The 23335-nt window shown below is 70.0% G+C and carries 24 protein-coding genes and 1 riboswitch; of the genes, 7 read left to right on the forward strand and 17 right to left on the reverse strand.

Features of this window, described 5'->3' with window-relative positions; genetic code table 11:
- Positions 1 to 55 precede the first annotated feature (55 nt).
- Positions 56 to 913: an aldo/keto reductase gene (locus tag AC1DWP_RS03030; protein WP_477612964.1), complete on the forward strand. Its 858-nt coding sequence runs from the start codon at positions 56 to 58 to the stop codon at positions 911 to 913.
- 42 nt (positions 914 to 955) lie between these two features.
- Here AC1DWP_RS03030 and AC1DWP_RS03035 read toward each other — a convergent pair whose 3' ends face one another.
- Positions 956 to 1576 (reverse strand): L-threonylcarbamoyladenylate synthase, encoded by a 621-nt coding sequence (locus AC1DWP_RS03035; RefSeq protein WP_477612965.1) that lies wholly within the window; start codon positions 1574 to 1576, stop codon positions 956 to 958.
- A gap of 94 nt (positions 1577 to 1670) precedes the next feature.
- Here AC1DWP_RS03035 and tdh point away from each other — a divergent pair, with 94 nt between their 5' ends.
- The 3 genes from tdh to AC1DWP_RS03050 are packed head-to-tail and all read left to right on the forward strand — an operon-like array spanning position 1671 to position 4500.
- Positions 1671 to 2708 carry an L-threonine 3-dehydrogenase gene (tdh, locus tag AC1DWP_RS03040; RefSeq protein WP_477612966.1) on the forward strand — a complete coding sequence of 346 codons (1038 nt, stop codon included), beginning with the start codon at positions 1671 to 1673 and terminating at the stop codon, positions 2706 to 2708.
- Positions 2709 to 2712: 4 nt separating this feature from the next.
- Complete coding sequence (locus AC1DWP_RS03045; protein WP_477612967.1) at positions 2713 to 3921, forward strand: glycine C-acetyltransferase; 1209 nt, start codon at positions 2713 to 2715, stop codon at positions 3919 to 3921.
- 9 nt (positions 3922 to 3930) lie between these two features.
- A complete protein-coding gene (locus AC1DWP_RS03050) occupies positions 3931 to 4500 on the forward strand; it encodes a dihydrofolate reductase family protein (RefSeq protein WP_477612968.1) in 570 nt (189 codons plus the stop codon).
- On the opposite strand, the gene AC1DWP_RS03055 is transcribed toward AC1DWP_RS03050, so the two are convergent.
- The 3 genes from AC1DWP_RS03055 to AC1DWP_RS03065 are packed head-to-tail and all read right to left on the reverse strand — an operon-like array spanning position 4497 to position 6328.
- Positions 4497 to 4943, reverse strand: coding sequence for an OsmC family protein (locus AC1DWP_RS03055; RefSeq protein ID WP_477612969.1), 447 nt, complete (start codon positions 4941 to 4943; stop codon positions 4497 to 4499). The genes AC1DWP_RS03050 and AC1DWP_RS03055 overlap by 4 nt on opposite strands.
- The gene (locus AC1DWP_RS03060) at positions 4944 to 5483 is read right to left on the reverse strand and encodes a DUF1697 domain-containing protein (RefSeq protein WP_477612970.1); all 540 of its coding nucleotides are present in this window, start codon (positions 5481 to 5483) and stop codon (positions 4944 to 4946) included.
- Positions 5483 to 6328, reverse strand: a complete 846-nt coding sequence (locus tag AC1DWP_RS03065; RefSeq protein WP_477612971.1) for a PhzF family phenazine biosynthesis protein — start codon at positions 6326 to 6328, stop codon at positions 5483 to 5485. Before AC1DWP_RS03065 ends, AC1DWP_RS03060 begins: the two co-directional genes overlap by 1 nt.
- Before the next feature lie 25 nt (positions 6329 to 6353).
- Between AC1DWP_RS03065 and AC1DWP_RS03070 the strand changes: the two genes are divergently transcribed.
- Positions 6354 to 6974, forward strand: a complete 621-nt coding sequence (locus tag AC1DWP_RS03070; RefSeq protein WP_477612972.1) for a histidine phosphatase family protein — start codon at positions 6354 to 6356, stop codon at positions 6972 to 6974.
- Positions 6975 to 7043: 69 nt separating this feature from the next.
- Here AC1DWP_RS03070 and AC1DWP_RS03075 read toward each other — a convergent pair whose 3' ends face one another.
- The 3 genes from AC1DWP_RS03075 to AC1DWP_RS03085 all read right to left on the reverse strand — a co-directional run bounded on the left by AC1DWP_RS03075 (position 7044) and on the right by AC1DWP_RS03085 (position 9881).
- A complete protein-coding gene (locus AC1DWP_RS03075; RefSeq protein ID WP_477612973.1) occupies positions 7044 to 7679 on the reverse strand; it encodes an RES family NAD+ phosphorylase in 636 nt (211 codons plus the stop codon).
- Positions 7676 to 8221 carry a hypothetical protein gene (locus AC1DWP_RS03080; protein ID WP_477612974.1) on the reverse strand — a complete coding sequence of 182 codons (546 nt, stop codon included), beginning with the start codon at positions 8219 to 8221 and terminating at the stop codon, positions 7676 to 7678. The genes AC1DWP_RS03075 and AC1DWP_RS03080 overlap by 4 nt, the downstream gene beginning before the upstream one ends.
- Before the next feature lie 178 nt (positions 8222 to 8399).
- The gene (locus tag AC1DWP_RS03085) at positions 8400 to 9881 is read right to left on the reverse strand and encodes a glutamate-cysteine ligase family protein (protein ID WP_477612975.1); all 1482 of its coding nucleotides are present in this window, start codon (positions 9879 to 9881) and stop codon (positions 8400 to 8402) included.
- Positions 9882 to 10070: 189 nt separating this feature from the next.
- On the opposite strand from AC1DWP_RS03085, the gene AC1DWP_RS03090 reads away from it, so the two are divergent.
- Together AC1DWP_RS03090 and AC1DWP_RS03095 are read left to right on the forward strand one after the other, a co-directional pair.
- Entirely contained in the window at positions 10071 to 11255 is a 1185-nt protein-coding gene (locus tag AC1DWP_RS03090) for an exonuclease SbcCD subunit D (RefSeq protein ID WP_477612976.1), read from the forward strand.
- Positions 11252 to 14329 (forward strand): AAA family ATPase, encoded by a 3078-nt coding sequence (locus AC1DWP_RS03095; RefSeq protein ID WP_477612977.1) that lies wholly within the window; start codon positions 11252 to 11254, stop codon positions 14327 to 14329. The genes AC1DWP_RS03090 and AC1DWP_RS03095 overlap by 4 nt, the downstream gene beginning before the upstream one ends.
- A 37-nt stretch (positions 14330 to 14366) precedes the next feature.
- On the opposite strand, the gene gcvP is transcribed toward AC1DWP_RS03095, so the two are convergent.
- From gcvP to clsA, 10 genes are all read right to left on the reverse strand, one after another.
- Positions 14367 to 17249, reverse strand: a complete 2883-nt coding sequence (gcvP, locus tag AC1DWP_RS03100) for an aminomethyl-transferring glycine dehydrogenase (protein ID WP_477612978.1) — start codon at positions 17247 to 17249, stop codon at positions 14367 to 14369.
- A 72-nt stretch (positions 17250 to 17321) separates the two neighbouring features.
- Positions 17322 to 17429: riboswitch (glycine riboswitch) on the reverse strand.
- A 71-nt stretch (positions 17430 to 17500) separates the two neighbouring features.
- Positions 17501 to 18091 (reverse strand): MerR family transcriptional regulator, encoded by a 591-nt coding sequence (locus AC1DWP_RS03105; RefSeq protein ID WP_477612979.1) that lies wholly within the window; start codon positions 18089 to 18091, stop codon positions 17501 to 17503.
- Positions 18092 to 18304: 213 nt separating this feature from the next.
- The gene (locus tag AC1DWP_RS03110; protein ID WP_477612980.1) at positions 18305 to 18802 is read right to left on the reverse strand and encodes a bifunctional nuclease family protein; all 498 of its coding nucleotides are present in this window, start codon (positions 18800 to 18802) and stop codon (positions 18305 to 18307) included.
- Positions 18803 to 18821: 19 nt separating this feature from the next.
- Positions 18822 to 19523: a transcriptional regulator FtsR gene (gene ftsR / locus AC1DWP_RS03115; RefSeq protein WP_477612981.1), complete on the reverse strand. Its 702-nt coding sequence runs from the start codon at positions 19521 to 19523 to the stop codon at positions 18822 to 18824.
- Between the two features lie 60 nt (positions 19524 to 19583).
- A complete protein-coding gene (locus AC1DWP_RS03120) occupies positions 19584 to 20039 on the reverse strand; it encodes an FHA domain-containing protein (RefSeq protein ID WP_477612982.1) in 456 nt (151 codons plus the stop codon).
- A gap of 110 nt (positions 20040 to 20149) precedes the next feature.
- The gene (gene gcvH / locus AC1DWP_RS03125; RefSeq protein WP_477612983.1) at positions 20150 to 20536 is read right to left on the reverse strand and encodes a glycine cleavage system protein GcvH; all 387 of its coding nucleotides are present in this window, start codon (positions 20534 to 20536) and stop codon (positions 20150 to 20152) included.
- Between the two features lie 73 nt (positions 20537 to 20609).
- Positions 20610 to 21305 (reverse strand): DUF881 domain-containing protein, encoded by a 696-nt coding sequence (locus AC1DWP_RS03130; RefSeq protein WP_477612984.1) that lies wholly within the window; start codon positions 21303 to 21305, stop codon positions 20610 to 20612.
- 50 nt (positions 21306 to 21355) lie between these two features.
- Positions 21356 to 21688: a small basic family protein gene (locus AC1DWP_RS03135; RefSeq protein ID WP_056920954.1), complete on the reverse strand. Its 333-nt coding sequence runs from the start codon at positions 21686 to 21688 to the stop codon at positions 21356 to 21358.
- Entirely contained in the window at positions 21685 to 22677 is a 993-nt protein-coding gene (locus AC1DWP_RS03140) for a DUF881 domain-containing protein (RefSeq protein ID WP_477612985.1), read from the reverse strand. Before AC1DWP_RS03140 ends, AC1DWP_RS03135 begins: the two co-directional genes overlap by 4 nt.
- The gene (gene clsA, locus AC1DWP_RS03145; protein ID WP_477612986.1) at positions 22674 to 23258 is read right to left on the reverse strand and encodes a cardiolipin synthase ClsA; all 585 of its coding nucleotides are present in this window, start codon (positions 23256 to 23258) and stop codon (positions 22674 to 22676) included. Before clsA ends, AC1DWP_RS03140 begins: the two co-directional genes overlap by 4 nt.
- Positions 23259 to 23335: the final 77 nt, after the last annotated feature.

Here is a 23335-nt window from a genome sequence, read left to right on the forward strand (position 1 = left end):
ATAATCGACATTATGTCAATCTAGGGATTCTGGAAGCCACCCCTACGGTGGTGCCATGGGCACTGACACACCGACCGCCGGCGACACCACCTACTCCCTCAACGACGGCACGTCGTTGCCGGCCATCGGCTTCGGCACCTATCCGCTCAAGGGCGCCGATGGCATCGACGCGATGGTCAGCGCCCTCGAAGCCGGTTACCGACTGCTCGACACGGCGGTCAACTACGGCAACGAGGAAGAAGTCGGCGAGGCCCTGCGTCGATCGGGAGTCCCCCGTGAGGACGTCGCCATCGCCACCAAGATCCCCGGCCGCTTCCACGCGAAGTCCCTGGCGCTGGAGTCGCTTCGGGACTCTGCGGACCGACTGGGTGTCGACCGGCTCGACGTGGCCCTCATCCACTGGCCGAACCCCAGCCAGGACCTGTATCCGCAGGCCTGGGAGGCGCTGGTCGACGCCCGACGCGAGGGCCTGGTCCGCACCGTCGGCGTCAGCAACTTCACGGCGCAGCACCTGCGCCGGATCATCGACGAGACCGGCGTGACGCCGGCGGTGAACCAGATCGAGCTGCACCCGTACTTCCCCCAGCAACAGATGCGCACCCTCCACGAGGAGCTGGGGATCCGCACCCAGGCGTGGAGCCCGATGGGCAAGCGGCAGGCGCCCTTCGACGCGCCGCCGGTGGCCGATGCGGCAGCTGCGCACGGGGTCGCCCCGGGTCAGGTGATCCTGCGCTGGCACGTCCAGCTGGGGTCGCTACCCCTGCCCAAGTCCGCCACGCCTGAACGACAGCGACAGAACCTCGACGTCTTCGGCTTCGAGCTCACGCAGGCCGAGATGGCTGCGATCACCGCCCTCGGCCGCGAGGACGGACGCCTGTTCGGCGGCGACCCGGACACCCACGAGGAGATGTAGGGGGCGAGCACCCCTCTCGCACTCCCCCGTTCGAACATCTGTCTACTCGAACGGCGTCGGGTCTCCCGCGCCCACGCGGGTCACCTCGGGGGTCCCGTCGGAGTAGTCGATCACCGTCGTCGGGTCGGTGCCACACTCCCCCGCGTCGATCACCGCGTCGACCTGGAGGTCGAGCTCCTCCTTGACCAGCCAGCCCTCGGTCATCGGCGCCGTCTCCTCGGGCAGGATCAGCGTGCTCGACAGCATCGGCTCCCCCAGCTCGGCCAGGAGCGCCTGAACGACGCGGTTGTCCGGGATCCTCACGCCGACCGTCTTCTTCTTGGGGTGCAGCAGCCTCCGTGGCACTTCCTTCGTGGCCGGGAGGATGAACGTGTAAGGCCCGGGGGTCGCGGCCTTGATGGCGCGGAACACCCGGTTGTCGATGTGCACCAGCTGCCCGAGCTGGGCGAAGTCGGCGCACACCAAGGTGAAGTGGTGCTTGTCGTCGAGGTGCCGGATCCGCACGATCCGCTCCTTGCCCTCCTGGTTGCCCAGGGCGCACCCGAGTGCGTAGCCCGAGTCCGTCGGGTAGGCCACCAGCCCTCCGTCCCGGATCAGCGCCACCGCCTGCCCGATCGCCCGTGGCTGCGGGTCAACGGGGTGGACGTCGAGATAGCGGGCCATGGGGTGACTGTATGCCGCGTGGTAGCGCCTGCGCGCACGCGGCGCAGCCACGCGGCATACCTCCCCTTTCCGCCAGCCGACTATGTTGTTCGGCGTGCGAGCACTCGTGAAGACCCATGCCGGCCCCGGACTCGAGCTCAAGGACGTGCCGGAACCACAGCCCGGACCCACGGACGTGAAGATCCGCGTCCAGCGGGCGGGTCTGTGCGGCACCGACCTGCACCTCGAGCAGTGGGACGACTGGGCGGCATCCACCGTCACAGCGCCGATGACCATCGGACACGAGTTCTACGGCGAGGTCGTCGAGGTCGGTGAGGACGTCGACTCGGTGAGGGTCGGGCAGCGTGCTTCCGGCGAGGGACACATCGTCTGCGGGACCTGTCGCAACTGTCGGGCTGGGCGGCGCCACATGTGCATCCACACCAAGGGAATCGGCGTGAACCGCGACGGGGCCTTCGCCGACTTCGTGGTGATCCCGGCCCCGAACGTGTGGGTCCAGCCCGATGACCTCGACCCCGACCTGGGTGCGGTGTTCGACCCCCTGGGCAACGCCACCCACACGGCGCTGTCGTTCCCCATGGCCGGGGAGGACGTCGTCATCACGGGCGCAGGACCGATCGGCGTGATGGCTGCCGCGCTGGCGCGCCACGTGGGAGCCCGACACGTCGTCGTCACCGACCTGAGCGACTACCGGCTGGACCTGGCCAAGAACGCCGGAGCCGACCTCGTCGTCAACGTCCGCACCTCCGACCTGGGCGAGGCCATGAGGTCGCTGGGCATGAAGGAGGGCTTCGACATCGGTCTCGAGATGTCCGGAGTGCCGAGTGCCGTCGAGGACATGCTGGCGCACATGAACCACGGCGGCCGCGTGGCGATGCTCGGCCTGCCCAAGGATCCCTTCCCCATCGACTGGGGCCGGGTCATCACCCACATGATCACCATCAAGGGGATCTACGGGCGCGAGATGTACGACACCTGGTACGCCATGAGCTCGATGCTCGGCAACTCACCGGTGCTGCGCGACCGGATCGCCTCGGTGATCACCCACCGCCTCCCTGCCGAACAGTGGCAGGACGCCTTCGCCGCGGCCCGTTCGGGTCAGTGCGGCAAGGTCATCATGGATTGGAGCTGACCGGATGTACGGCACCGTGAAGGACGAGCTGGCCACGACGTTGCGGGAGATCGCTGACGCCGGGCTGTACAAGCACGAGCGCGAGCTGAGCTCGCCGCAGTCCGCCCACATCACGACAGCCCGAGCAGACGGGCTGCGGTCGGCAGCGCTCAACTTCTGCGCGAACAACTACCTGGGCCTGGCCGACCACCCCGATGTTGAGGCTGCAGCCGCAAAAGCGTTGCAGGACTGGGGATTCGGCATGGCCAGCGTGCGGTTCATCTGCGGCACGCAGGAGCTGCACAAGCACCTGGAGCGGGCGATCTCGGACTTCCTCCAGATGGAGGACACCATCCTCTACTCGTCCTGCTTCGACGCCAACGGCGGAGTGTTCGAGGTGCTCTTCGGGGCGCAGGACGCGATCGTCTCCGACGAGCTGAACCACGCCTCGATCATCGACGGCATCCGCCTGTCCAAGGCCAAGCGGTTCCGCTACAAGAACGCCGACATGACCGACCTGCGCACGCAGCTCGAGGCCGCCGCCGAAGGGGGCGCGCGGCGCACGGTCATCGTCACCGACGGCGTCTTCTCCATGGACGGGTTCCTCGCCCCGCTCGACCAGATCTGCGACCTGGCCGACGAGTTCGGTGCCATGGTCCTGGTCGACGACAGCCATGCGGTCGGGTTCGTCGGCGACGGCGGTCGGGGCACCCCGGAGCGGTTCGGCGTGATGGACCGCGTCGACATCGTCACCGGGACGCTGGGCAAGGCCCTCGGAGGCGCCTCCGGCGGCTACGTCAGTGCCCACCAGGAGATCGTCGACCTGCTGCGCCAGCGTTCGCGGCCCTACCTCTTCTCCAACGCGGTGGCCCCGAGCGTTGCCGCGGGCTCGCTCAAGGCGCTGGAGATCGCGGCGGGTTCCCAGGAGGCGCGCGCCCGGTTGCGCTCCAACACCGAGCTGTTCCGCGCCCTGATGACCAAGGCAGGGTTCACCCTCCTGCCCGGCGAGCACCCGATCACCCCCGTCATGTTCCCCGGTGAGGACGGCGCCCGGCTGGCCGCGCAGGTTGCCGACGCCATGCTCGAGCAGGGCGTCTACGTGATCGCCTTCTCCTACCCCGTGGTCCCGCAGGGCAAGGCGCGCATCCGCGTGCAGCTGTCCGCCGGGCACTCGGAGGACGACGTGCGTACGTGCGTGTCGGCCTTCACGGCGGCGCGCGACGGCCTCGCCTGAGCGTCGGCCATGGCCCGCCTGCGTTACACGGCCATCGCCTCGCTCGACGGATACGTCGTCGACGTCTCGGGCAGCTTCGACTGGGCCGCCCCGAGCGAGGAGGTGCACTCCTTCGTCAACGAGCGTGAGCGGCCGGTCGGGACCTACCTCTACGGCCGTCGGATGTGGGACGTGATGAGGTACTGGGCAACCGCGGACCACGACGCCGACGACGCCTCGCCGGCCTCCGCCGACTACCGGCGGATCTGGCAGGCCGCAGACAAGGTCGTCCACTCACGGTCCCTCGCCGGGGTCGACACCCCGCGCACCGAGCTGGTCGCCGAGTTCGATGCAGAGGCGGTCCGGCACCGCAAGGCGACGGCTGCCGCGGACCTCAGCATCGGGGGGCCCACCCTGGCGGCCGAAGCCCTCAGGGCCGGTCTCGTCGACGAAGTCGCGCTGTACCTACATCCGGTCTCGGTCGGTGGTGGCACCCCGGCCCTGCCTCGACAGCACCGCGCGGAGCTGGTCCTGGCCGAGCAGCACACCTTCCGGGACGGCGTGGTCTTCCTGCGCTACGACGTCCCAGGACGTCCTTAGCCCTCTGCGACTCCGCTGTCGATCGGCGTGCCGATCACGACGGTGCGACTCACCGTGCACAACCGGTCGTGCGACATGGCAATCGCCTTGGGCAGCATGTCGCGCGCGCTGTCACCCGCCTCCCCCTCGGGAAAGGTCACCGAGAAGCGGACCTTGATGTCGCCCAGGTGGTTGCCGTTGTCGTCCCGGAGCTTGTCGCCCTCGGCCGTGACGGTGAAGCCCTCGGGCTCGGCCCGCTTGACGGTGATGAAGTCGACGTCCACGGCGCTGCACCCGGCAATGGCGGTGAGCAGCAGCTCGACGGGCGTGAAGTCGGCGTTGTCCCCTCCCCCGATGCGCATCGTGCCGCCGCGCACGTTGGTCACCTCGAAGACACCCTTGGAGACCCGTTCCATGCTCACCGAGCGATGTCCCAGTCCGGTGCCACCAGTCTCTTCGGCCATTCAGGTTCCCCATTTCTGCGCCAGGGCGCGGACGACGGTCAGGTTCCGGGCCGTGCCCGGGATCCCGAGGATCTTCTCGATGCGGGCGCCGGTCAGCTTCAACTCGTTGAACGGCACGGACAACTCCAGGAGGACATCCTTGCCGATGACGGTGGCGCGCTCTCCCTCGACCTCCCACGCCTGCAGCTCCGTGGTCGCGGCAGCGGTGGGCGCCGTGACGCAGAAGCTGACATACCGGCTGGCCTCGTGCGGCAGCTGATCGGGTATGCCGTCGACCGCCTGCACGAGCACCGGCAGCTCCGCGGCCTTCCTGGCGATCGCGACGATGTCGAAGCCCGCGGACTCACCGAGGAGCCGACCGACCTCGGCCTCGACCTTCGGGACGCTTCGCATCGGGGTCGTGACGAAGACGTTGCCGGTCTGGATGTAGGTCTCGACGTCGCCGAAACCGTTGTCGGACAGTACTTTCCGGGCGTCCGCCATTTTCAGCTGTCGCTTGCCGACGTTCACCGCCCGCAGGAACACGACGTAGCCGGGCATCAGAGCTCGACCTCTCCGGAGCCCACCGGACGCACCAGCCCGCCCACCCGGACCGTGCCGTTGTCATCCACGGTCAACTCGAGGAGCGACGGCCGCCCGACCTGGGCGCCCTGGCTCACCGACCACCGACCCGATCGACCCTGACCCACGAACCACGCGCCGAGGTTGGAGCAGGCCGAGCCCGTGGCGGGATCCTCCGAGACGGCGTCGCCGTCGCTGATCAGGGCTCGCGCCTCGATCTGCCCCTCCCCCGCCGCCGACCACACGTAGACGAGGGTCTCGCCACCCTTGGCGCCCATCCCGGCATACCGGGCTAGCAGCTCGGGCCGGACTCGTGCCCGGCGCACGGCGTCGACCGAGGTGGCCTGGGCGATGACCTGGGACGTCCCGACACTCACCTGCTGCACCGGTCCGACGAGGTCAGCCGCCCCGAGTCCGATGGCCTGCGCAAGGTCCTCGATGGCGAGCTCGGCCTCGACCCGGCCGGTGTTCGCGGTCAGTGTCCAGCGGTCACCGTCGGCCTCCACCGGGATGACCCCTGCCGGCATGGACAGACCGAGCTGGTCGCCGCGTCCGTGGAGGTCTCGGGCGACGTGGGCGGTGCCGAGGGTCGGATGCCCGGCGAAGGGCATCTCGAAGGACGTCGTGAAGATGCGCACCCCAGCGTCCGCCCCATCGCGCGGTGGGACGAGGAACGTCGTCTCGGACAGGTTGAACTGTCGGGCCAGGCCCTGCAGCTGGTCCTCCGACAGGCCCAAGCCGTCCTCGAAGACGCACAGCGGGTTGCCCGAGAACGGGTCGGAGGCAAGGGCGAAGACGTTGAGCAACCGGTACCTCAGGCGCATGCGCCCACTCTGTCATGCTTGCTCCGTGACCTCTGCGCCAGCGCCACCGGCCGGCCGCCTCGTCCTGCTGCGGCACGGCGAGACCGAGTGGTCGAAGTCCGGGCGGCACACCGGACGGACCGACATCCCGCTCACGTCGCACGGCGAGGAGCTGGCCCGGCAGTCGGGGAGGCTCGTCGCCGACTACGACTTCGTGCTGGCCCTCAGCTCCTCGTTGCAGCGAGCGCGGCGCACCGCCGAGCTCGCCGGTCTGACGCCCGAGGTGGACGACGACCTGCTCGAGTGGGACTACGGCGGCTACGAAGGGCTGACGACGGCCCAGATCCGCGAGCAGCTCGGCTACGACTGGACCGTGTTCCGCGACGGCGTGCCGACTGGGGACACCCCTGGCGAGACCGTGGAGGAGGTCGCCGCCCGCGCCTCACGCGTCGTCAAGCGCGCCATGGCCGCGATGGCGGAGGGCGACGTGGCCCTGGTCGGGCACGGCCACTGCCTGCGGGTGCTGGCCAGCGTCTTCCTGCGCCAGGAGCCGCGGCTCGGCGCTCAGCTCCTGCTCGACGCCGGTTCGGTCAGCGTGCTGCAGTTCGACCGCGAGCAGCCCGCCATCCGGGTCTGGAACCACGGCCCGGCCGTCGCCGGCCACTGACGACACGGACGGCACCCACCGCACAGACGGCAGCGACGGCCTTGACGACGGTTGACGACCGGCGCCGGGTCAGTCGCGCGTGGTGCGAGTCCGCGGTGGCCGCACGACGGTGAGGTCAGCACGTCGCGGAGTCGGCAACGACGTCGGCGCCCCGGGAACCTGTTGCGCCGGAAGGGGGTCGGGGTCGACCGGCCAGTCCGCCGCCCCGGCGGCGTCGAAGAGGGCAAGGGCACTGGAGTCGCCCGGGGTGAAGCGCGGCCCGTACTTCACTCCCCCACTACCCGCCTCGTCCAAGGCGCGCGCCCAAGCCTGTGGCACGGCATACGGAACCATCGACTCCAGCTCGCGGGTGACGCCGAACGGCGCTGCTCGACCATCCTGCACATCGGCAACCTCGCGGGCCGCCGTGAGCCGCAACCGCGACACGACGGACGCCTCCAGCAGGCCCTCGGGCACCGCCTGTGAGCCACCCAGGACAGGGCCCAGGCGTTCGCGGAGGGCGCTGAGAGGGTCGAGGGCGACGTAGCACGTGCCGCGCGGTGGGGACAGGTCGAACCGCCCGCTGCCGTCGTTGCCGAACCACCACGGCCCCAGGTCCACGCCGTGGGCACGGAACAGGTCGGTGTCGGTGTCCACGCGGTGGGCCGGGAAGCCGGCCAAGGCCGCCGGGGGCGGTCCTTGCGCGGGGCGCTCGCGTGATGTCACGCGGCCCACTGGGACGCGTCGGCGACCGCGGCCGAAGCCACTCTGGACACGGCCGTCGGTGAGGACCGGTGCACGACGAGGTAGTCGACCGCGCTGTGCCCGTCGAAAACTGCTGACGGTGTCGTGAGCCACGCGCCGATCGACCAGCCGTCCGCTCCCCTGCGGCTGAAGGCACCCACCGCGTCCTGGATCCCGGGGCGGACGGCTCCGTTGCGCCCGAACTGCAGCGAGGGATAGAGGAGGTGACCGTCGACGGTGCGGCAGGCGAGCACCGTCCCCCGCCGGATCCTGTCGAACAGGGCCTGGCGCGAGATGCCCAGCCAAGCCACCAGCCCGGCGGTGTCGTAGAACGGGCCCAGGGGCTGGTCGAGCGGGTGCACGGTGGGCAGGGCCGCGAGCATCCGGTCGGCCAGGTCCTGGACGTCCCCGAGGTCGAGGCGGCGTCCCTGGGCCGCGAGCTCGGCGGCCCGCAGCTCGATCCTCGTGCGCACCGCCTCAGTGAGCGCGTCCACCTCTGTCGTGGTGCGGGTGCGTGGTGCCATCCGGTGCCTCCCGGTGCGTCAAGGGCGTCAAGGTCTCAGACACCACCATAGCGTCCCGGCACGACAGCCCGAGGCCCTGGCCCCCGAGGCGCAGGTATGCCGCGTGGCTGGCCCCGCGGCATACCTCACCGATGGGCTCCGGACCCTGCCGTGGGCAGGCCGATGGTCGGGCCGATGGTCAGGGCAACGGCCAGGTGTGCACCGGCTCGTTGCTGTGCATGTGCTTGGCGTAGAGGCGCAGCATCTCGGCCAGGGCCGTCTGGCGGTCCATTCCCGCTCGCTCGAAGCGCTCGACGGCATCGGTCTGCCAGGTGGCGCCGTTGGTGCTCGTCTTGCAGCGGCCCTCGATGACCGAGAGGTAGCGGTCGCGCACCGCCTCGGAGACGCCCCAGTCCGCGAGCCCCTCGTGCGCCATCGGCAACAGGTGGCGCAGCACCAGCTCCTCGGCGCGCACCTCTCCGAAACCCGGCCAGTAGAGCCGTGACTCGATGCCGTCGCGAGCCGCGTTGTGGAAGTTCTGCTCCGCGGCGGCGAAGCTCATCTTGCTCCAGATCGGCCGGTCGTCGGAGGCGAGCTTGCGGATGACGCCGTAGTAGAAGGCGGCGTTGGCCAGGACGTCGACCAGCGTGGGGCCGGCCGGCAGGACGCGGTTCTCGACACGGAGGTGCGGGGTGCCGTTGACGACGTCGTAGATCGGCCGGTTCCAGCGGTAGACGGTGCCGTTGTGCAGCCGCAGCTCGGCCAGGTTGGGCGCCTCGCCGGCCGCGAGCTTGGCCACCGGGTCCTCGTCGCTGACCTCCGCCAGGAGTGCCGGGAAGTAGCGGACGTTCTCCTCGAAGAGGTCGAAGATCGAGGTGATCCACCGCTCGCCGAAGAAGACCCGGGGACGGACTGCCTGGTTCTTCAGCTCGATGCTGCGCGTGTCGGTGGCCTGGCTGAACAGCTCGATGCGAGTCTCGGCGTGCAGCCGCTTGCCGAAGAAGTAGGGCGAGTTGGCGGCCAGCGCGATCTGGGGCGCGACGAGGGCCTGGGCGGCGTTCCAGTGTCCGGCGAAGTCCTGCGGCGCGACCTGCAGGTGCAGCTGCACGCTCGTGCAGGCCGACTCTGGGGCGATCGAGTCGCAGTAGGTGGCTATCCGCTCCCCCGTCGGGCCCTCGATGTCGAGGTAGATGTCCTCGCCGCGGGCGTAGAAGATCGAGTCGTTGAGCGCGGTGTAGCGGTTGTTGGCGCTGATCCAGTCACCCTCGAAGTGCTCGGGCATGATCGTTGGCAGGATCCCGACGGCGACGATGTGGGCACCACGCTTCTCCGCCGCGGCGCTGGCCGCGTTGAGCGAGGCCCGCATCTCGTCCTCGAGCTCGATGGCCGAGTCGCCCGGCAGCGGACGTGGCGGGACGTTGAGCTCGATGTTGTACTGCGCGAGCTCGGTCTGGTATCCGGGGTCGGCGATCGCCTCGAGCACCTCGGCGTTGGCGAACTTCGGCTGGTATGCGTCGTCGACGAGGTTGAGCTCTATCTCCATCCCGGTCATCGGCCGGTCGAACTCGAACTGGCTGGTCGCCAGCATCCGTTCGAAGACGTCGAGGTTCTGGCGCACCTTCTCGCGATAACGCTGGCGCTGCTCGCGCGTGTAGCTCTGCGCGTTGACCTCTTCGCCCACGGCACCTCCTGGGTGTGGCAGCTGGGATGTCCTCCCCGAGCGGGGAGGACCCAACGCCCTGATGACCTGACGCTGTCAGACCTAACTCGGTGATGAGCTAACTCTGTGATGACCTAACTCTGTGATGACCTAACCACGTGCAGGGCGCGCCTGCCAACGGCTGTCGGTGCGCACTCCTAGCCTGCAGGTGTGCGGTTCCTCCACACCTCCGACTGGCACCTGGGGCGTTCGTTCCACCAGGTGGGGCTGCTCGGCGCCCAGGCCAGCTTCGTCGACCACCTGGTGGAGACGGTCCGCGCCGAGGGGATCGACGCAGTGCTGGTGTCCGGCGACGTCTACGACCGCGCCCTGCCCTCGCCCGACACCGTGGACCTGCTCTCGCAGGCGGTCACCCGGTTGATCGACGCCGGGTCCGCGGTGGTCCTGTCCAGCGGCAATCACGACTCGGCCATCCGGTTGGGGTTCGCCAGCGACCTGCTGGCGCGCTCCGGGCTGCACATCCGCACCGCGGCGCAGTCGATCGGCGTGCCCGTCGTCGTCGGCGACGTCGCTGTCTACCCCGTGCCCTACCTCGAGCCCGCCGTGGCGGCAGAGCCGTTGGGCGCCGGTGAGCGATCGCACGCAGGCGTGCTGCGGGCTGCGATGGCCAGGGTGGAGGCCGACCGGGCCCTGCGGGGCGGGCGCTCGATAGTCATGGCGCACGCGTTCGTGACCGGCGGGGCGACCAGTGACTCCGAACGTGACATCTCCGTGGGTGGTGTGTCCGCGGTGCACCCGAGGATCTTCGCTGGCACCGACTACGTCGCCCTCGGCCACCTGCACGGGCGACAGCAGATCGGCGACAGGGTGCGCTACAGCGGGTCCCCCGTGGCGCTGTCCTTCAGCGAGGCCACCCAGACCAAGGGTTACTGGTTGGTCGACGTCGGCGAGTCGGGAGTCCAGGTCGAGGCGGTGGACGCGCCCGTCGAACGTTCGCTGGCCGTCCTGCGCGGTGACATCGACAGCCTGCTCACCGATCCAGCGCACACGACCGCCGAGCGCGCCTGGTGCCAGGTCACCCTGACCGACCCGGTTCGTCCGTTGGGCGCGATGGAGCAGCTCCGGCGACGGTTTCCCCACACGCTCGTCCTGCAGTTCGATCCGCAGGGCGCTCCCGTGTCGGTGCGCAGCTATGCCCAGCGGACCATGGCCGAGTCCGACCTCGACGTCTGCTGCTCCTTCCTGACCCACGTCCGCGGCGGCCACGGCCCCACCCAGGACGAGCAGGCCGTGCTCGCGTCGGCTGTCGAGGCGGTCCGCGTCGGTCGTGCCGGTCACGAGGACGAGGGGCAGCTGCCGCTGCGCTTGCCATCAGCGCGAGAGGGGGCGGCGTGAGGCTGCATCGCCTCGAGGTCACGGCCTTCGGGCCGTTCGCCGGCACGGTGGAGGTGGATCTCGACGCCGTCTCCGCCGGGGGCTTGTTCCTCATCCGGGGCGCCACCGGCGCTGGGAAGACCAGCCTGCTGGACGCGGTCGCGTTCGCGCTCTATGCCGACGTCCCCGGGGCGCGCTCCAAGAAGCAGCTGCACAGCGACCACGCCGAACGCGGCACGGTTCCCTCGGTCACCCTGGAGTTCACCGCCACCGGGCGGCGCCTCAAGATCGAGCGCTCACCCGAGTTCCACCGGCCCAAGTCGCGTGGCCGTGGCGAGACCAAGGTCCAGGCCAAGGCCGTTCTCTGGGAGCACCGCGGCGGTCAGTGGGTGGCCCTCAGCACCCGGCACGACGAAATCGCCGACGTCGTCAAGGACGTGCTCGGCATGGGGCTCGAGCAGTTCAGCAAGGTCGTCCTGCTGCCGCAGGGCGACTTTGCCGCGTTCCTGCGTGCCACGCCTGAGGAGCGCCGCGAGCTGCTCCAGCGGCTGTTCGACGTGTCGGCCTTCGCCGGCATCGAGGAGTGGTTCGCCGCGCAGCGCAAGGAGTCCGCCACGCTCGTCGCCGAGCACCGCTCCGCGCTGAACTCGGATCTCGCCGTGCTGGCCGACGTGCTCGCCGATGCTCCGGCGGTCGATGGCGGCTCGCGCAACTGGTCCGACCTGCCGCTCACCGAGCTCCCGTCGGCGCTCGAGGCAGCCAGGAAGTCCCTCGATGCCGGGTCGACGGCGCGGCTGGCGGCCGTCGACGCCACCCGGCTCTCCGACGCGGCCGCGACGACTGCACACGCCACCGCCAGCGAGACGGCGGCGCGGCGGCGGCGCGGGTTGGCCGCGCGGTCCGCCTTGGCGGCACTCGAGGCCGAGCACGACGCCCACGACGCGAGAATCGCCCGCCTCGAGCTCGGCGAGCGAGCGGCTTCCGTCGAGGGTGATCTCAAGGCACTGGGGCGGGTCACGACGGCCCTGCAGTCGGCACGGGACCTCGCGACCTCCACGGAGCCGGGTGTTGCGCGCTGGGCACTGACAGGACGCGCGCAGACAGCCGTCGACCTCCTCGTCGACCGTCTCGACGCCGCTCGCGACGCCCTCGCCACCGCAGCGCGGGTACACACCTCGCTGAAGGCGCGCGAGGCAACCCGCGAGCGGCTCGCGAAGACGCTGTGGTCAGCCGAGCAGGGAGTCGAGCGGTCCACCACGGCGCTGTCAGCCCACCAGGAGCGGGCAGCTCAGGCGACCGAGGCGCTGGAGACGGCCCAGCAGAGCGCGGCCAAGGTCGAGGCAGCCACGGCGCGGGTGGCCCACGGGTCCACCCTCCTCAAAGCCCGTACGGCGCTAGATGCGACGATCCACCAGCAGGTCGAAGCCGAGTCTGCGATCGGCATCCAGCGAACCCTCACCCAGGACCTGCGCGACGTCTACCAGGACCGCCGCCAGGCCAGGCTAGACGCGATGGCGGGCGAGCTGGCCAGCCGGCTCGAGCAGGCCCAGCCGTGCCCGGTCTGTGGATCGCCCGACCACCCGTCTCCAGCGCCCTCGGGCGACCTCGTCAGCGCCGAGGACGTCGCGGCGGCAGAGGACGCCTGGCAGTCATCAGCAGCGCAGCTCGGCGCCGCGGAGCGCATGGCCGCCGGCCTCGCGGCCACCGCCGCCCAGCTGCGCGAGCAGCTCGGCGACGAGGATCGTGACCAGGATGCCCTGGCCGCTGCCCTCGTCGACGCCAGGCAGGTCCTCGCCGAGCTGACCAGCTCGGCCGCGACGCTTGACCACGCGAGGGCGACCGTGGAGTCGGTCAATGCGGCCGTCGAGACCTTGACGGCTCAGCTGGCCGGCCTGCGGGCAGAAGCGGCCGCGGCCGCCTCTCGCATCGACGCGCTCGACACCGAGCTGGCGACGGAGCACTTGGCGCTGGTGAGCGCCGTGGCGGCCCACAGCGACTCGTGCCCGTGCGCCGAGCCGGGTCCGGCAGACCAGGACCTCATCGCGACCCTGGCTGACCCGGACCGGTTGGAGGCGACCACCACGCACCACGAGGCTGCGGTCGTCGCCGCAACGGCCCACGCAGCCAGCCTTCGCGAACTGTCCCGAGCGACTCGCGACCACGAGGATGTCGTTGAAGTGACGGGCGATTCGTTCCGCGCCGCGGGATTCTCCGATGCCGCCCAGGCACGAGTCGGACTGCTCCCGGCCGCCGAGGTGGCGCGTTTGCGAGTGGCGGTGGCGGCGCACGTCGAGGCTGCCCTGGTGGCGCGCACCACACTCGACGAGCCGGGCGTCCTCAGCGCGCTGGAGGCGCCGGTTCCCGATGTGGCCTCGCTGGCAGCAGCACGCGACGCGGCACACACGGCCTACACCGCTGCGGTGGCGGCTGACACGTTGGTGCGGCGCACGCTGGCCGGTCTGGAACGCGTCCGCGGCAGCCTCACACGTCGCTGTGCCCAGATCACGGAGGCCGAGTCACGGCACCACGTGCTTCGGGAGCTCGCCGACACCGTGGCAGGTACCAGCCCCAACAATGCTCTCCGGATGCGGTTGTCGGCGTTCGTGCTGGCCGCCCGGCTGGAAAAGGTCGCCACCCTCGCCAACGAGCGGTTGTCCGGCATGGGAGAGGGCCGCTACCAGCTGCGGCACACGGACCACCTCGCGGCCCGTGGCGCACGCAGCGGCCTCGGGCTCGAGGTGCTCGACCTGTGGACCGGGCAGGCGCGGGACACCTCGTCGCTGTCGGGCGGTGAGTCGTTCATGGCGTCGTTGGCGCTGGCGCTGGGACTGGCCGACGCCGTCCGCGAGGAGTCCGGTGGGTTCGACCTGCAGACCCTCTTCGTCGACGAGGGTTTCGGCACCCTCGACGACGAGAGCCTCGAGCAGGTCATGTCGGTGCTCGACGACCTTCGCGAGGGCGGCCGTGCCGTGGGGGTCGTGAGCCATGTCGCCGAGCTGCGCACCCGCATTCCCAGCCAGATCGTGGTTCGCAAGACCGAGCGCGGCTCGTCGGTGCAGGTGACCACCACCGACGAGGCCGCGCCCGCGGCCTAGCGAGCCAGGCTCAGGTCGCTCGGCTCTCGAATGCCTCTCAGCTCTCGAACGCCTCGGGCGGAGGGCAGCTGCAGACCAGGTTGCGGTCCCCGTAGGCACCGTCGATCCGAGCCACCGGAGGCCAGTACTTGTCGGCTGCCTCCACGCCTACCGGGAACGCTGCGGCGGAGCGCTCATACGGGTACTCCCACTTGCCAGCCAGGGCCTTGGCGGTGTGCGGAGCGTTGCGCAGCATGCTGTCGACGACGGCCACCTCACCGGACTCGACCTCGGCGATCTCGTGACGGATCGCGATCATCGCGTCACAGAAGCGGTCGATCTCGTAGCGGTCCTCGCTCTCGGTCGGCTCGACCATCAGGGTCCCCGCCACCGGGAAGGACATCGTCGGTGCGTGGAAGCCGTAGTCGATGAGCCGCTTGGCCACATCGTCCACGCTGACCCCGCTGCGCTTGGTGAGGTCGCGCAGGTCGAGGATGCACTCGTGGGCGACGACGCCGTCGTGGCCGGAGTAAAGGACCGGGTAGTGCTCGCGAAGCCGGGCGGCAATGTAGTTGGCGTTGAGCACGGCCACCTGCGTGGCGCGGGTCAGACCCGCACCGCCCATGAGGCGCACGTAGGCCCACGAGATGGGCAGGATGCTCGCCGAGCCGTAGGGCGCGGCAGAGATCGGGCCGACCCCCGTCTCCGGTCCGGCCTCGGCCGCCAGCGGGTGGTTGGGCAGGTGCGGCGCCAGGTGGGCGCGGACCGCCACCGGACCGACGCCCGGGCCGCCACCACCGTGGGGGATGCAGAACGTCTTGTGCAGGTTCAGGTGCGAGACGTCGGCGCCGAACTTGCCGGGTCGGGCCAGGCCCACCAGCGCGTTGAGGTTCGCCCCGTCGACGTAGACCTGACCACCCGCGTCGTGCACGAGGGCGCACAAGTCCGTGATGGTGTCCTCGAAGACGCCGTGCGTCGACGGGTAGGTCACCATGATGGCCGCGAGGTCATCGCGGTGCTGGTCGACCTTGGTCCGCAGGTCGTCCATGTCGATGTCACCGCCGGCGGCAGTCTTGACGACCACGACCTTCATGCCTGCCATCACCGCACTGGCGGCGTTGGTGCCATGGGCGCTGGCGGGGATCAGGCAGATGTCGCGCTGCGACTGACCGTTCGCCTCGTGGTAGGCGTGGATGGCCAGGAGCCCCGCGAACTCGCCCTGCGAACCCGCGTTGGGCTGCAGCGACACCGCGTCGTAGCCGGTGATCTCGCAGAGCCAGTCGGACAGCTCGGCGATCAGGTCGCGGATCCCCTCGGTCTGGTGAGCCGGTGCGAACGGGTGGAGGTGCGCGAACTCGGGCCACGTCACGGCGACCATCTCGGTGGTCGCGTTGAGCTTCATCGTGCACGAGCCCAGCGGGATCATGCCGCGGTCCAGCGCGAAGTCACGATCGGACAGTCGGCGCAGGTAGCGCAGCATGGAGGTCTCGCTGTGGTGGCTGCTGAAGACCGGGTGGGTGAGGTAGTCACTCGTCCGGACCAGGTGATCGGGCCACGAGAGCTCGGCGATGGTGACCTCGTTCGGTCCGGGAACGCCGAACGCGCTCCAGACGGCCTCGAGGTCGCGCAGGTCGGTGGTCTCGTCCATGCTGACCGACACGTGGTCGTCGTCGACGCGCCAGACGTTGACCCCGCGCTGGGCGGCTTCGCTGAGCACCTCGTCGGCTCGGCCGGGCACCGACACGGTGATCGTGTCGAAGAAGTTCGTCGTCACCACGTCGATGCCCGCAGTCGCCAGCCCGGCGGCCAGGGTCTCGGCGTGGCCGTGGACTCGCCGTGCGATCGCGGCCAGACCTGCGGGCCCGTGGTAGACGGCATACATCGAGGCCATCACGGCCAGGAGCACCTGGGCGGTGCAGATGTTGGAGGTCGCCTTCTCGCGGCGGATGTGCTGCTCGCGCGTCTGGAGGGCCAGCCGGTATGCCGGTGCCCCCTCGGTGTCGACGCTCACGCCGACGAGGCGGCCGGGCAGGGACCGCTCCAGGCCCGCTCGCACGCTCATGTAGCCCGCGTGGGGACCGCCGAAGCCCATGGGCACGCCGAAACGCTGGCTGGTGCCGACGGCGACGTCGGCGCCCCACTCCCCCGGCGCCGTGGCCAGGGTGAGCGCGAGCAGGTCCGCAGCGGCGGTCACGAGTGCGCCGGCGTCGTGGGCGGCGGAGGCCAGCGCGCGCCAGTCGCGCAGCTCGCCGTCGGCCCCGGGGTACTGCACGAGGACGCCGAAGACGGCGCGGTCGCCGGCTGCCGCGCGCAGCGCGTCGGCGCTGTCCACCGCGTCGAGGTCGGCCACGACGACGTGGAGGCCGAGCGGCTTCGCCCGGGTCTGCATCACCGCGAGCGTCTGGGGGAAGACGTGCCGGTCGACGACGAGCACGGCATCGGCGGCGACCTTGCTGGAGCGACGCATCAGCGTCATGGCCTCGGCCGCCGCGGTCCCCTCGTCGAGCAGCGATGCCCCGGACGTGGTCAGGCCGGTGAGGTCGCTGACGACCGTCTGGAAGTTCAGCAACGCCTCGAGCCTGCCCTGGGAGATCTCGGGCTGGTACGGCGTGTAGGCCGTGTACCAGGCGGGGTTCTCCAGGACGTTGCGCTGGATGACGGCCGGGGTGATCGTCCCGTAGTAGCCGAGCCCGATCATCGAGGTCATCACCTGGTTGCGCCGAGCCAGGGCGCGCAGCTCATCGACGACGGCCGCCTCGGACGCCGCTGGCTCCACGCGGAGCGGGCCATCGGTGCGGATCGCGGCAGGCAGGGCGTGGTCGACCAGCGCATCGAGGGAACTGTGCCGGACAGCCGCGAGCATGGCGTCGACATCGGCATCGGACGGGCCGATGTGGCGCCCGGCGAACTCGGGCAGGTCGGTGGTGAACTGGGCGGACATGAGGCTCCTGAAGCTCGGGGTGCTCGGATCGCCTCCCCTTCTGTCACGGCGCGGACGCCGCTCCAGAGGTGCCTGTCCCACGCGGTCCTGGCGCCTGAGAGGTTCCGGGGAGTTTGCCCCTTCGGCGCCCCGCCGTGCGACCCGTGAGGGTGCACGCGGGGACTCTCCCGCGCGGGATGTTCAGCGCAGCCAATCTACAACACTGCCGCCGCTCCCGAGGGAACGGCGGCACTGATGGACGTTCGGGCGAGTCAGGCCAAGCGGGCCGCGCGGCGCTCGCGCAGCTCGTCGCCGGGGTGGTCGGCGGGCACCTCATCGTCGGTGCGTTCGCTGGGCAGGGCGGCGAGCTCTCCCTCGACCTCGCGCCAGACGCGGCCGACGGCGATGCCGAAGACTCCCTGACCGCCCTGGACGAGGTCGATGACCTCGTCGGCGGACGTGCACTCGTAGACCGAGGCGCCGTCACTCATCAAGGTGATCTGGGCCAGGTCCTCCACACCGCGTTCGCGCAGGTGGTTGATCGCCACGCGGATCTGCTGGAGCGACACCCCGGTGTCGAGCAGGCGCTTGACGACCTTGAGGACGAGGATGTCGCGGAAGCCGTAGAGCCGCTGCGTGCCGGAGCCGGTGGCGCCACGCACGGACGGCTCGACCAAGCCGGTGCGGGCCCAGTAGTCGAGCTGGCGGTAGGTGATGCCGGCTGCCTTGCACGCGGTCGGACCGCGGTAGCCGATGTCGTCGCTCAGCTCAGGAAGGTCGTCCGTGAACAACAGCCCCTGTGCCGAAGCCGGCACGCTCGTGTGGCCGTGCTGAGCCTCGTTGCTCGGGTTCACAGCGCTCACCTCCTGGAAACTTCTACTGGATACCGCTGCGGGCAATGTCGAGGCGGTGTAGTTACACCGATCGCATTACGGGTCTGTGCCGAAGGTACGGCCGCGCGGAACCAAAGGTCAACAACCACTCGACCTTCGTGCTTCGGCGTGTCGCGGCCGCACGGCCTACTCTCGATGTTCAGTTGAGGGTCATGGTTGCGAGCACAAGAACGACGTTTGTACCTAGCCGGTTGTCCCGGTTTCATCCGGTTTGGTCTCGAAGTCTTCGGCCGAGACGTGGTCCAGGAACTCCCGGAACTTCTCGACCTCGTCGTCCTTGTCCTCCTCGCCGGACATCGCGACGCCTGCCTCCTCGAGCAGCGACTCCCCCGCGACGATCTGGGTGCCGGTACGCAGCGCCAGGGCGATGGCGTCGGACGAGCGCGAGGAGATCTCGGTGGTTCCGTCGAGGATCAGGGCTGCGTGGAAGACCCCGTCACGGAGCTCGACGATGCGCACCTCGGTGAGCCGGTGGCCCAGCCCTTCGATGACGTTCTTCATCAGGTCGTGGGTCAGCGGGCGGGGCGGCTCGATGCCCTGTTGCGCGTACGCGATCGCCGTGGCCTCCGCCGCACCGATCCAGATGGGCAGGTAGCGGTCGCCATCACGCTCGCGCAGCAGCACGATGGGGTGGTTGGTGGGCATCTCCACCCGGACGCCGAGGACCTCGAGCACCTTCACCGTTCCACCTTAACCCGGTTCAGCCGCGCTGGAGCCCGTCCCTCACGAGTGCCGTGTGCAAGGCGATGCACAGGCGTAGGACGTCACCGGTCGGATCGGTCGCGGGGCCACCGTGCGTCCCCTTCGTCGACGCCGAACGGTGGGGCGTCACGACCTGCTGGACCAGACCGATCTCGCGGTCGGCCGCGGTGCGGAACGGCCTCAGATGGCGAGGTTCGAGCCCGTATGCCGCCAGCTCGGCAGCCGCGTGAGCGACCGCGAGTGCCGCATCACCGAAGTGCCCCTGCGCGTCAGCGTGCAGGAGGCCGTAGTTCTCGAGCGCGTCGACCGTGTCGGCATCCAGCCCCGAGGACGTCGCCAGCTCGGCCCGGGTGAGTCGCAACGACCCGACCGACGTGAGCGCTTCCGCGCTCGGCACCTCAGGGTCCGCGCTCGGCGCCGGGACGGTGGGCCGCGGCATACCGGTGTCTGTGCGCTCGGGTGTCAGACCACGGTCCAGGGCATCCAGCGCCGCGGCGATCACCTTCAGCGGCCAGAAGTGGTCGCGCTGGGCGGTGAGGATGTAGCGCAGCCGGTCGAGGTCCTCCACCGTGTAGGTGCGGTAGCCCGACCCGGTGCGAGCCGGCGTGACCAGCCCCTCTGCCTCGAGGAAGCGGATCTTGGAGATCGTGACATCGGGAAAGTCCTGCTTGAGGGCAGCCAGGACCGCACCGATGGTCATGGTCTGTCGCGTCGTGCGAGCACTCACCAGGAGCCTGTGTTCCTTCTCTGGAAGGCTCGGTCAGGCCTTGCCGGCATAGAAGACGAGACGGAACTTGCCGATCTGGACCTCGTCGCCCGTCTGCAGGGTGGCCTCGTCGATCCGCTCGCGGTTGACGTAGGTGCCGTTGAGCGAGCCGACGTCGCGGACCACGAAGGTGTTGCCCTCACGCCGGAAGTTCGCGTGCTTGCGCGACACCGTCACGTCGTCGAGGAAGATGTCGCTGTCGGGGTGGCGCCCCGAGTTCACCTCGTCGTCGTCGAGGAGGAACCGGGCGCCGGTGTTGGGGCCACGAAGAACCACCAGCAGCGCGGTGCCGGGGCGCAGCGCGTCCACCGTGGCCTGGTCGGCCTTGCTGAGGGCGATCTCGATCTCGGCGCTGGTGTCGACCTGCTCGAGGTCGTGGATGCCGGGCAACCGCATCGTCGTCGGCTCGTGCGGGCGCGACGTCTGGTCGTCGTTCTCAGTGCCGTTCATCAGGTCCGCACTCCTCGTGGTGGTTCTGTCCGCCCCCTCTAGCAAAGCACAAACCCTAAGGGACGCCGGTGTCGTCTGCAGCGAAATGTGTGATCGGGCGCCCCCCCGGGTCAGAGGAGGGCCTGGTATGCCGCTGGGTCGAGCAGGGCTGCGACGGCTGCGTCGTCCGACGGGCGCAGCTCGTACATCCAGCCCTCACCATAGGGGTCGCTGTTGACCAGCTCTGGGGTGGCGTCGAGGGAGGCGTTGACTGCCGTCACCTCGCCGGCGAGCGGCGCGTACAGATCGCTGACCGACTTGGTCGACTCGACCTCGCCGCACGCGTCTCCCGCGGCTACCGTGTCACCCACCGTGGGGAGGCTGACATAGACGACGTCACCCAAGGAGTCCTGCGCGAACGAGGTGATCCCGATCCGCACCGTCCCGTCGTCGCCCGACCGCACCCACTCGTGCTCGGCCGTGTAACGCAGGTCCTGGGGGTACTCCAGCTCGCTCATGATGCTCCTCGGTGGATGGTGGTGGGACGGACCCGCCGGCGACTGCGGTGCCGGCGGGCCACGCTGATGCTGCTCAGGGTGACGGCGCCGGGACGGGCCGAGCGTAACGAGGCTCGCTCAGACTGTGCAATGCGGTGATGGCGACGTCGTCGGACTGGCGCACGGTGGGCAGCGCACCGTCCCCGCGGACCGACTCGCTGACGCCGCCCGGGATCTCCATCGCCGAGGCCATCGTCGCGCTGTCGCCGATGGCCTTGATGACGTAGGGCGGCGCGACGCGCTCCCCCCCGATCTCGATCGCACCGTCCACGTCGGCGAACCAGGTGTCGGCCACGACACGCACGTCCCCGATCTGGACCGCCTCGGCTCCGGCGTCGCGCAGCTCCTGGAGGGCGTCGAGCAGCCTGGCTGCGGTGACCTTGTGGTCAGGGTCGTTGATGGTGATGACGACGCCGGGACCGGTGGCCGGCGACGTGCCGGTGAGGATGCCCAGGGTGTCGAGCCGCTCCTGGGCCGACTTCAGTGCCTCCGCGCTGGAGTCGACGCCCGAGATCAGCCGGTCACGACTCACCTCGAGCTCGCGCGAGTCCGACGTCAGCCGGTCCTGCTCCTGGCTGACGTCGTCGAGGATGCGCACCAGCTCGTCCTCGCGCAGCTGTTCCAGGCCGCTCTGGTTGGTCTGCTGCACCTGGGTGGCGATGGCGAAGCCCAGCACGATCGCCAGGAGCGCCGCGAAGGCGTTCGCCCGGGTCGCCCGGGGCCGGGCCATCCGGATCAGGGTCCTCCACGACGAGTCCGGTGGCTCCGGACGGTCAGCACTCATGCCTTGAACAGGTGCCTGCGGATCGAGGCGACGTTGGAGAAGATCCGCACCCCGAGGACGACGACCACCCCCGTGCTGAGCTGCGAACCCACACCCAGCTGGTCACCCAGGAACACGATGAACGCGGCGACCACGACGTTGGCCAGGAACGACACGACGAACACCTTGTCGTTGAAGATGCCGTCGAGGACCGCACGGACCGCCCCGAAGACCGCGTCGAGCGCCGCGATCACCGCGATGGGCAGGTAGGGCTGCAGCGCGACGGGAACGTCGGGACCCCAGAGGAGTCCCACCAGCACGCCGCCGATCAGGCCGAGCAGGGGTATCACGGTGAACTCTCCGACGTGTACGGGGTGGACGAGCTGGAGGAGCTGGAGGAGCCGGACGAGCTGGACCCGGTCGGGGCCGGGGAGCCGCTCTTGGGCTTGGGGACCGTCGCCTCACGCACCGTGAGGGACGTGGCGGCGGGCAGGGTGAGCTTGTCCGCCGCGTCTATGGAAACACGGATGCCGTAGTTGTCCTTGAGGGCGCGCGCGTACGCACCGCCGTCGTTCTCCGCGAACTCCACCTGGAGGTCGCCGGGGTCGCCGATCACGCTGATCGTGTACGGCCTGGCCAGCGGGCGGTAGTTGACCAGGATCGCCTCACCCGCGAAGCGGATGGCGGACGTGGACGTCAGCCGCTGGCCGTTGACCGAGATCGCCTCGGCACCGGCCTCCCACAGACCGTTGACGACGATCTGAAGGTCCTTGGAGAAGACGACGCCATCGTCCTTCTTCCCGTCGGTGCGCGGGTTGCCGTCGGCGCTGGTGCCGCCACTGCCCGGCGCGTTGTCGAGCTGGACCGTGATCCCCGTGCCCGTGACGGACTGGGCACCCGAAGCCAGGGTGAGGGCCGCGAGCCGGGTCTGCAGCGACGACTCGTCCTGCCCGAGAGCCTGGGCCTGGAGCTTGTCGACCTCGGCCTGGACGGCGCGCAACGACGTCCCCTGCTTCTCGACCGCGGCCCGACGGGCCTCGATCTGGTTGACCAGGTTGGCCTTGGCCTTGATGGCGGACGACGACGGGGTGCGCAGCGCCACCGCTCCGAGGGTCAGCAGGAGTCCGGCCACCACCGCGGCGACGACGACGGTCGGGGTCCGCGTGCCGGTGCTCGGCGGCAGTCCGGCCGCCTCGCGCTCGGCGGCCGCGGCGGCATACCCGGGATCGAGCGGTCGCTCCATCATCGAGATGAGGAGCGTCATCGACTCGTCGGGGCGCCTGCCGGGTGTGGTGACCGGTGGCGGCTCGCCGCGGTGCGACGTGGGTCCGGGGTTCATCTCGCCGGCACCGTGTGTGCGGCGACCACCTGCCGGGCCTGCACGATGTACATGACCCCTGCGATCCAGTAGAGGACGGTGCCCCACCACGCGAACGCCCAGCCGATCGGCAGCGCCCACTCGGCGAAGGTGCTGGTGCCCTCGCCCAGGAGGAGCAGCGGGAAGGCGTAGAGCAGGTTGAACGTGGCCGCCTTGCCGACGAAGTGGACCGGCAGCCCGGTCTGGCCATAGCGACGGATCCGCCACAGCACCGCGGCGAGCAACACCTCGCGGCCGACGAGGGCGAGGACCAGCCACCAGGGGATGATCTCGCGCAACGCCAGGCCGAGCAGCGTCGTGGCGATGTAGAGCCGGTCTGCGAACGGGTCGAGCAGCTGGCCCAGCCGGGACTCGAGCCCGAAGCGACGCGCGATCTTGCCGTCGAGGTAGTCGCTGACGCCCGAGAGCATGAGCGTGACGAGGGCGATGACGTCGTGCTGGGCCAGGATCGCCCACAGGAAGATCGGCACCCCGACGAGTCGCAGGACGGACAGCACGTTGGGCAGGGTGAGCACCCGGTCGGAGACGACGGGCTCACTCACGAGCCTCCCCCGATCTCGCTCCCCCCGATCGTGTTGTGCTGGCACGCAGGCAGCCTAACTGCCAGCCCGTCGTAGAG

The sequence above is a fragment of the Pedococcus sp. P2_F6 genome (assembly GCF_056403675.1).

What these genes read in the sequence shown, in the direction of transcription:
- ftsR (WP_477612981.1), bottom strand. Translation starts at nt 19,523, where the DNA reads ATGACCATCGGTGCGGTCCTGGCTGCCCTCAAGCAGGACTTTCCCGAT.
- AC1DWP_RS03035 (WP_477612965.1), bottom strand. Translation starts at nt 1,576, where the DNA reads ATGGCCCGCTATCTCGACGTCCACCCCGTTGACCCGCAGCCACGGGCG.
- AC1DWP_RS03080 (WP_477612974.1), bottom strand. Translation starts at nt 8,221, where the DNA reads ATGGCACCACGCACCCGCACCACGACAGAGGTGGACGCGCTCACTGAG.
- AC1DWP_RS03045 (WP_477612967.1), top strand. Translation starts at nt 2,713, where the DNA reads ATGTACGGCACCGTGAAGGACGAGCTGGCCACGACGTTGCGGGAGATC.
- gcvP (WP_477612978.1), bottom strand. Translation starts at nt 17,249, where the DNA reads ATGTCCGCCCAGTTCACCACCGACCTGCCCGAGTTCGCCGGGCGCCAC.
- AC1DWP_RS03140 (WP_477612985.1), bottom strand. Translation starts at nt 22,677, where the DNA reads ATGAACCCCGGACCCACGTCGCACCGCGGCGAGCCGCCACCGGTCACC.
- gcvH (WP_477612983.1), bottom strand. Translation starts at nt 20,536, where the DNA reads ATGAGCGAGCTGGAGTACCCCCAGGACCTGCGTTACACGGCCGAGCAC.
- AC1DWP_RS03030 (WP_477612964.1), top strand. Translation starts at nt 56, where the DNA reads ATGGGCACTGACACACCGACCGCCGGCGACACCACCTACTCCCTCAAC.
- AC1DWP_RS03055 (WP_477612969.1), bottom strand. Translation starts at nt 4,943, where the DNA reads ATGGCCGAAGAGACTGGTGGCACCGGACTGGGACATCGCTCGGTGAGC.
- AC1DWP_RS03050 (WP_477612968.1), top strand. Translation starts at nt 3,931, where the DNA reads ATGGCCCGCCTGCGTTACACGGCCATCGCCTCGCTCGACGGATACGTC.
- AC1DWP_RS03130 (WP_477612984.1), bottom strand. Translation starts at nt 21,305, where the DNA reads ATGGCCCGGCCCCGGGCGACCCGGGCGAACGCCTTCGCGGCGCTCCTG.
- AC1DWP_RS03120 (WP_477612982.1), bottom strand. Translation starts at nt 20,039, where the DNA reads ATGAACGGCACTGAGAACGACGACCAGACGTCGCGCCCGCACGAGCCG.
- AC1DWP_RS03060 (WP_477612970.1), bottom strand. Translation starts at nt 5,483, where the DNA reads ATGCCCGGCTACGTCGTGTTCCTGCGGGCGGTGAACGTCGGCAAGCGA.
- AC1DWP_RS03065 (WP_477612971.1), bottom strand. Translation starts at nt 6,328, where the DNA reads ATGCGCCTGAGGTACCGGTTGCTCAACGTCTTCGCCCTTGCCTCCGAC.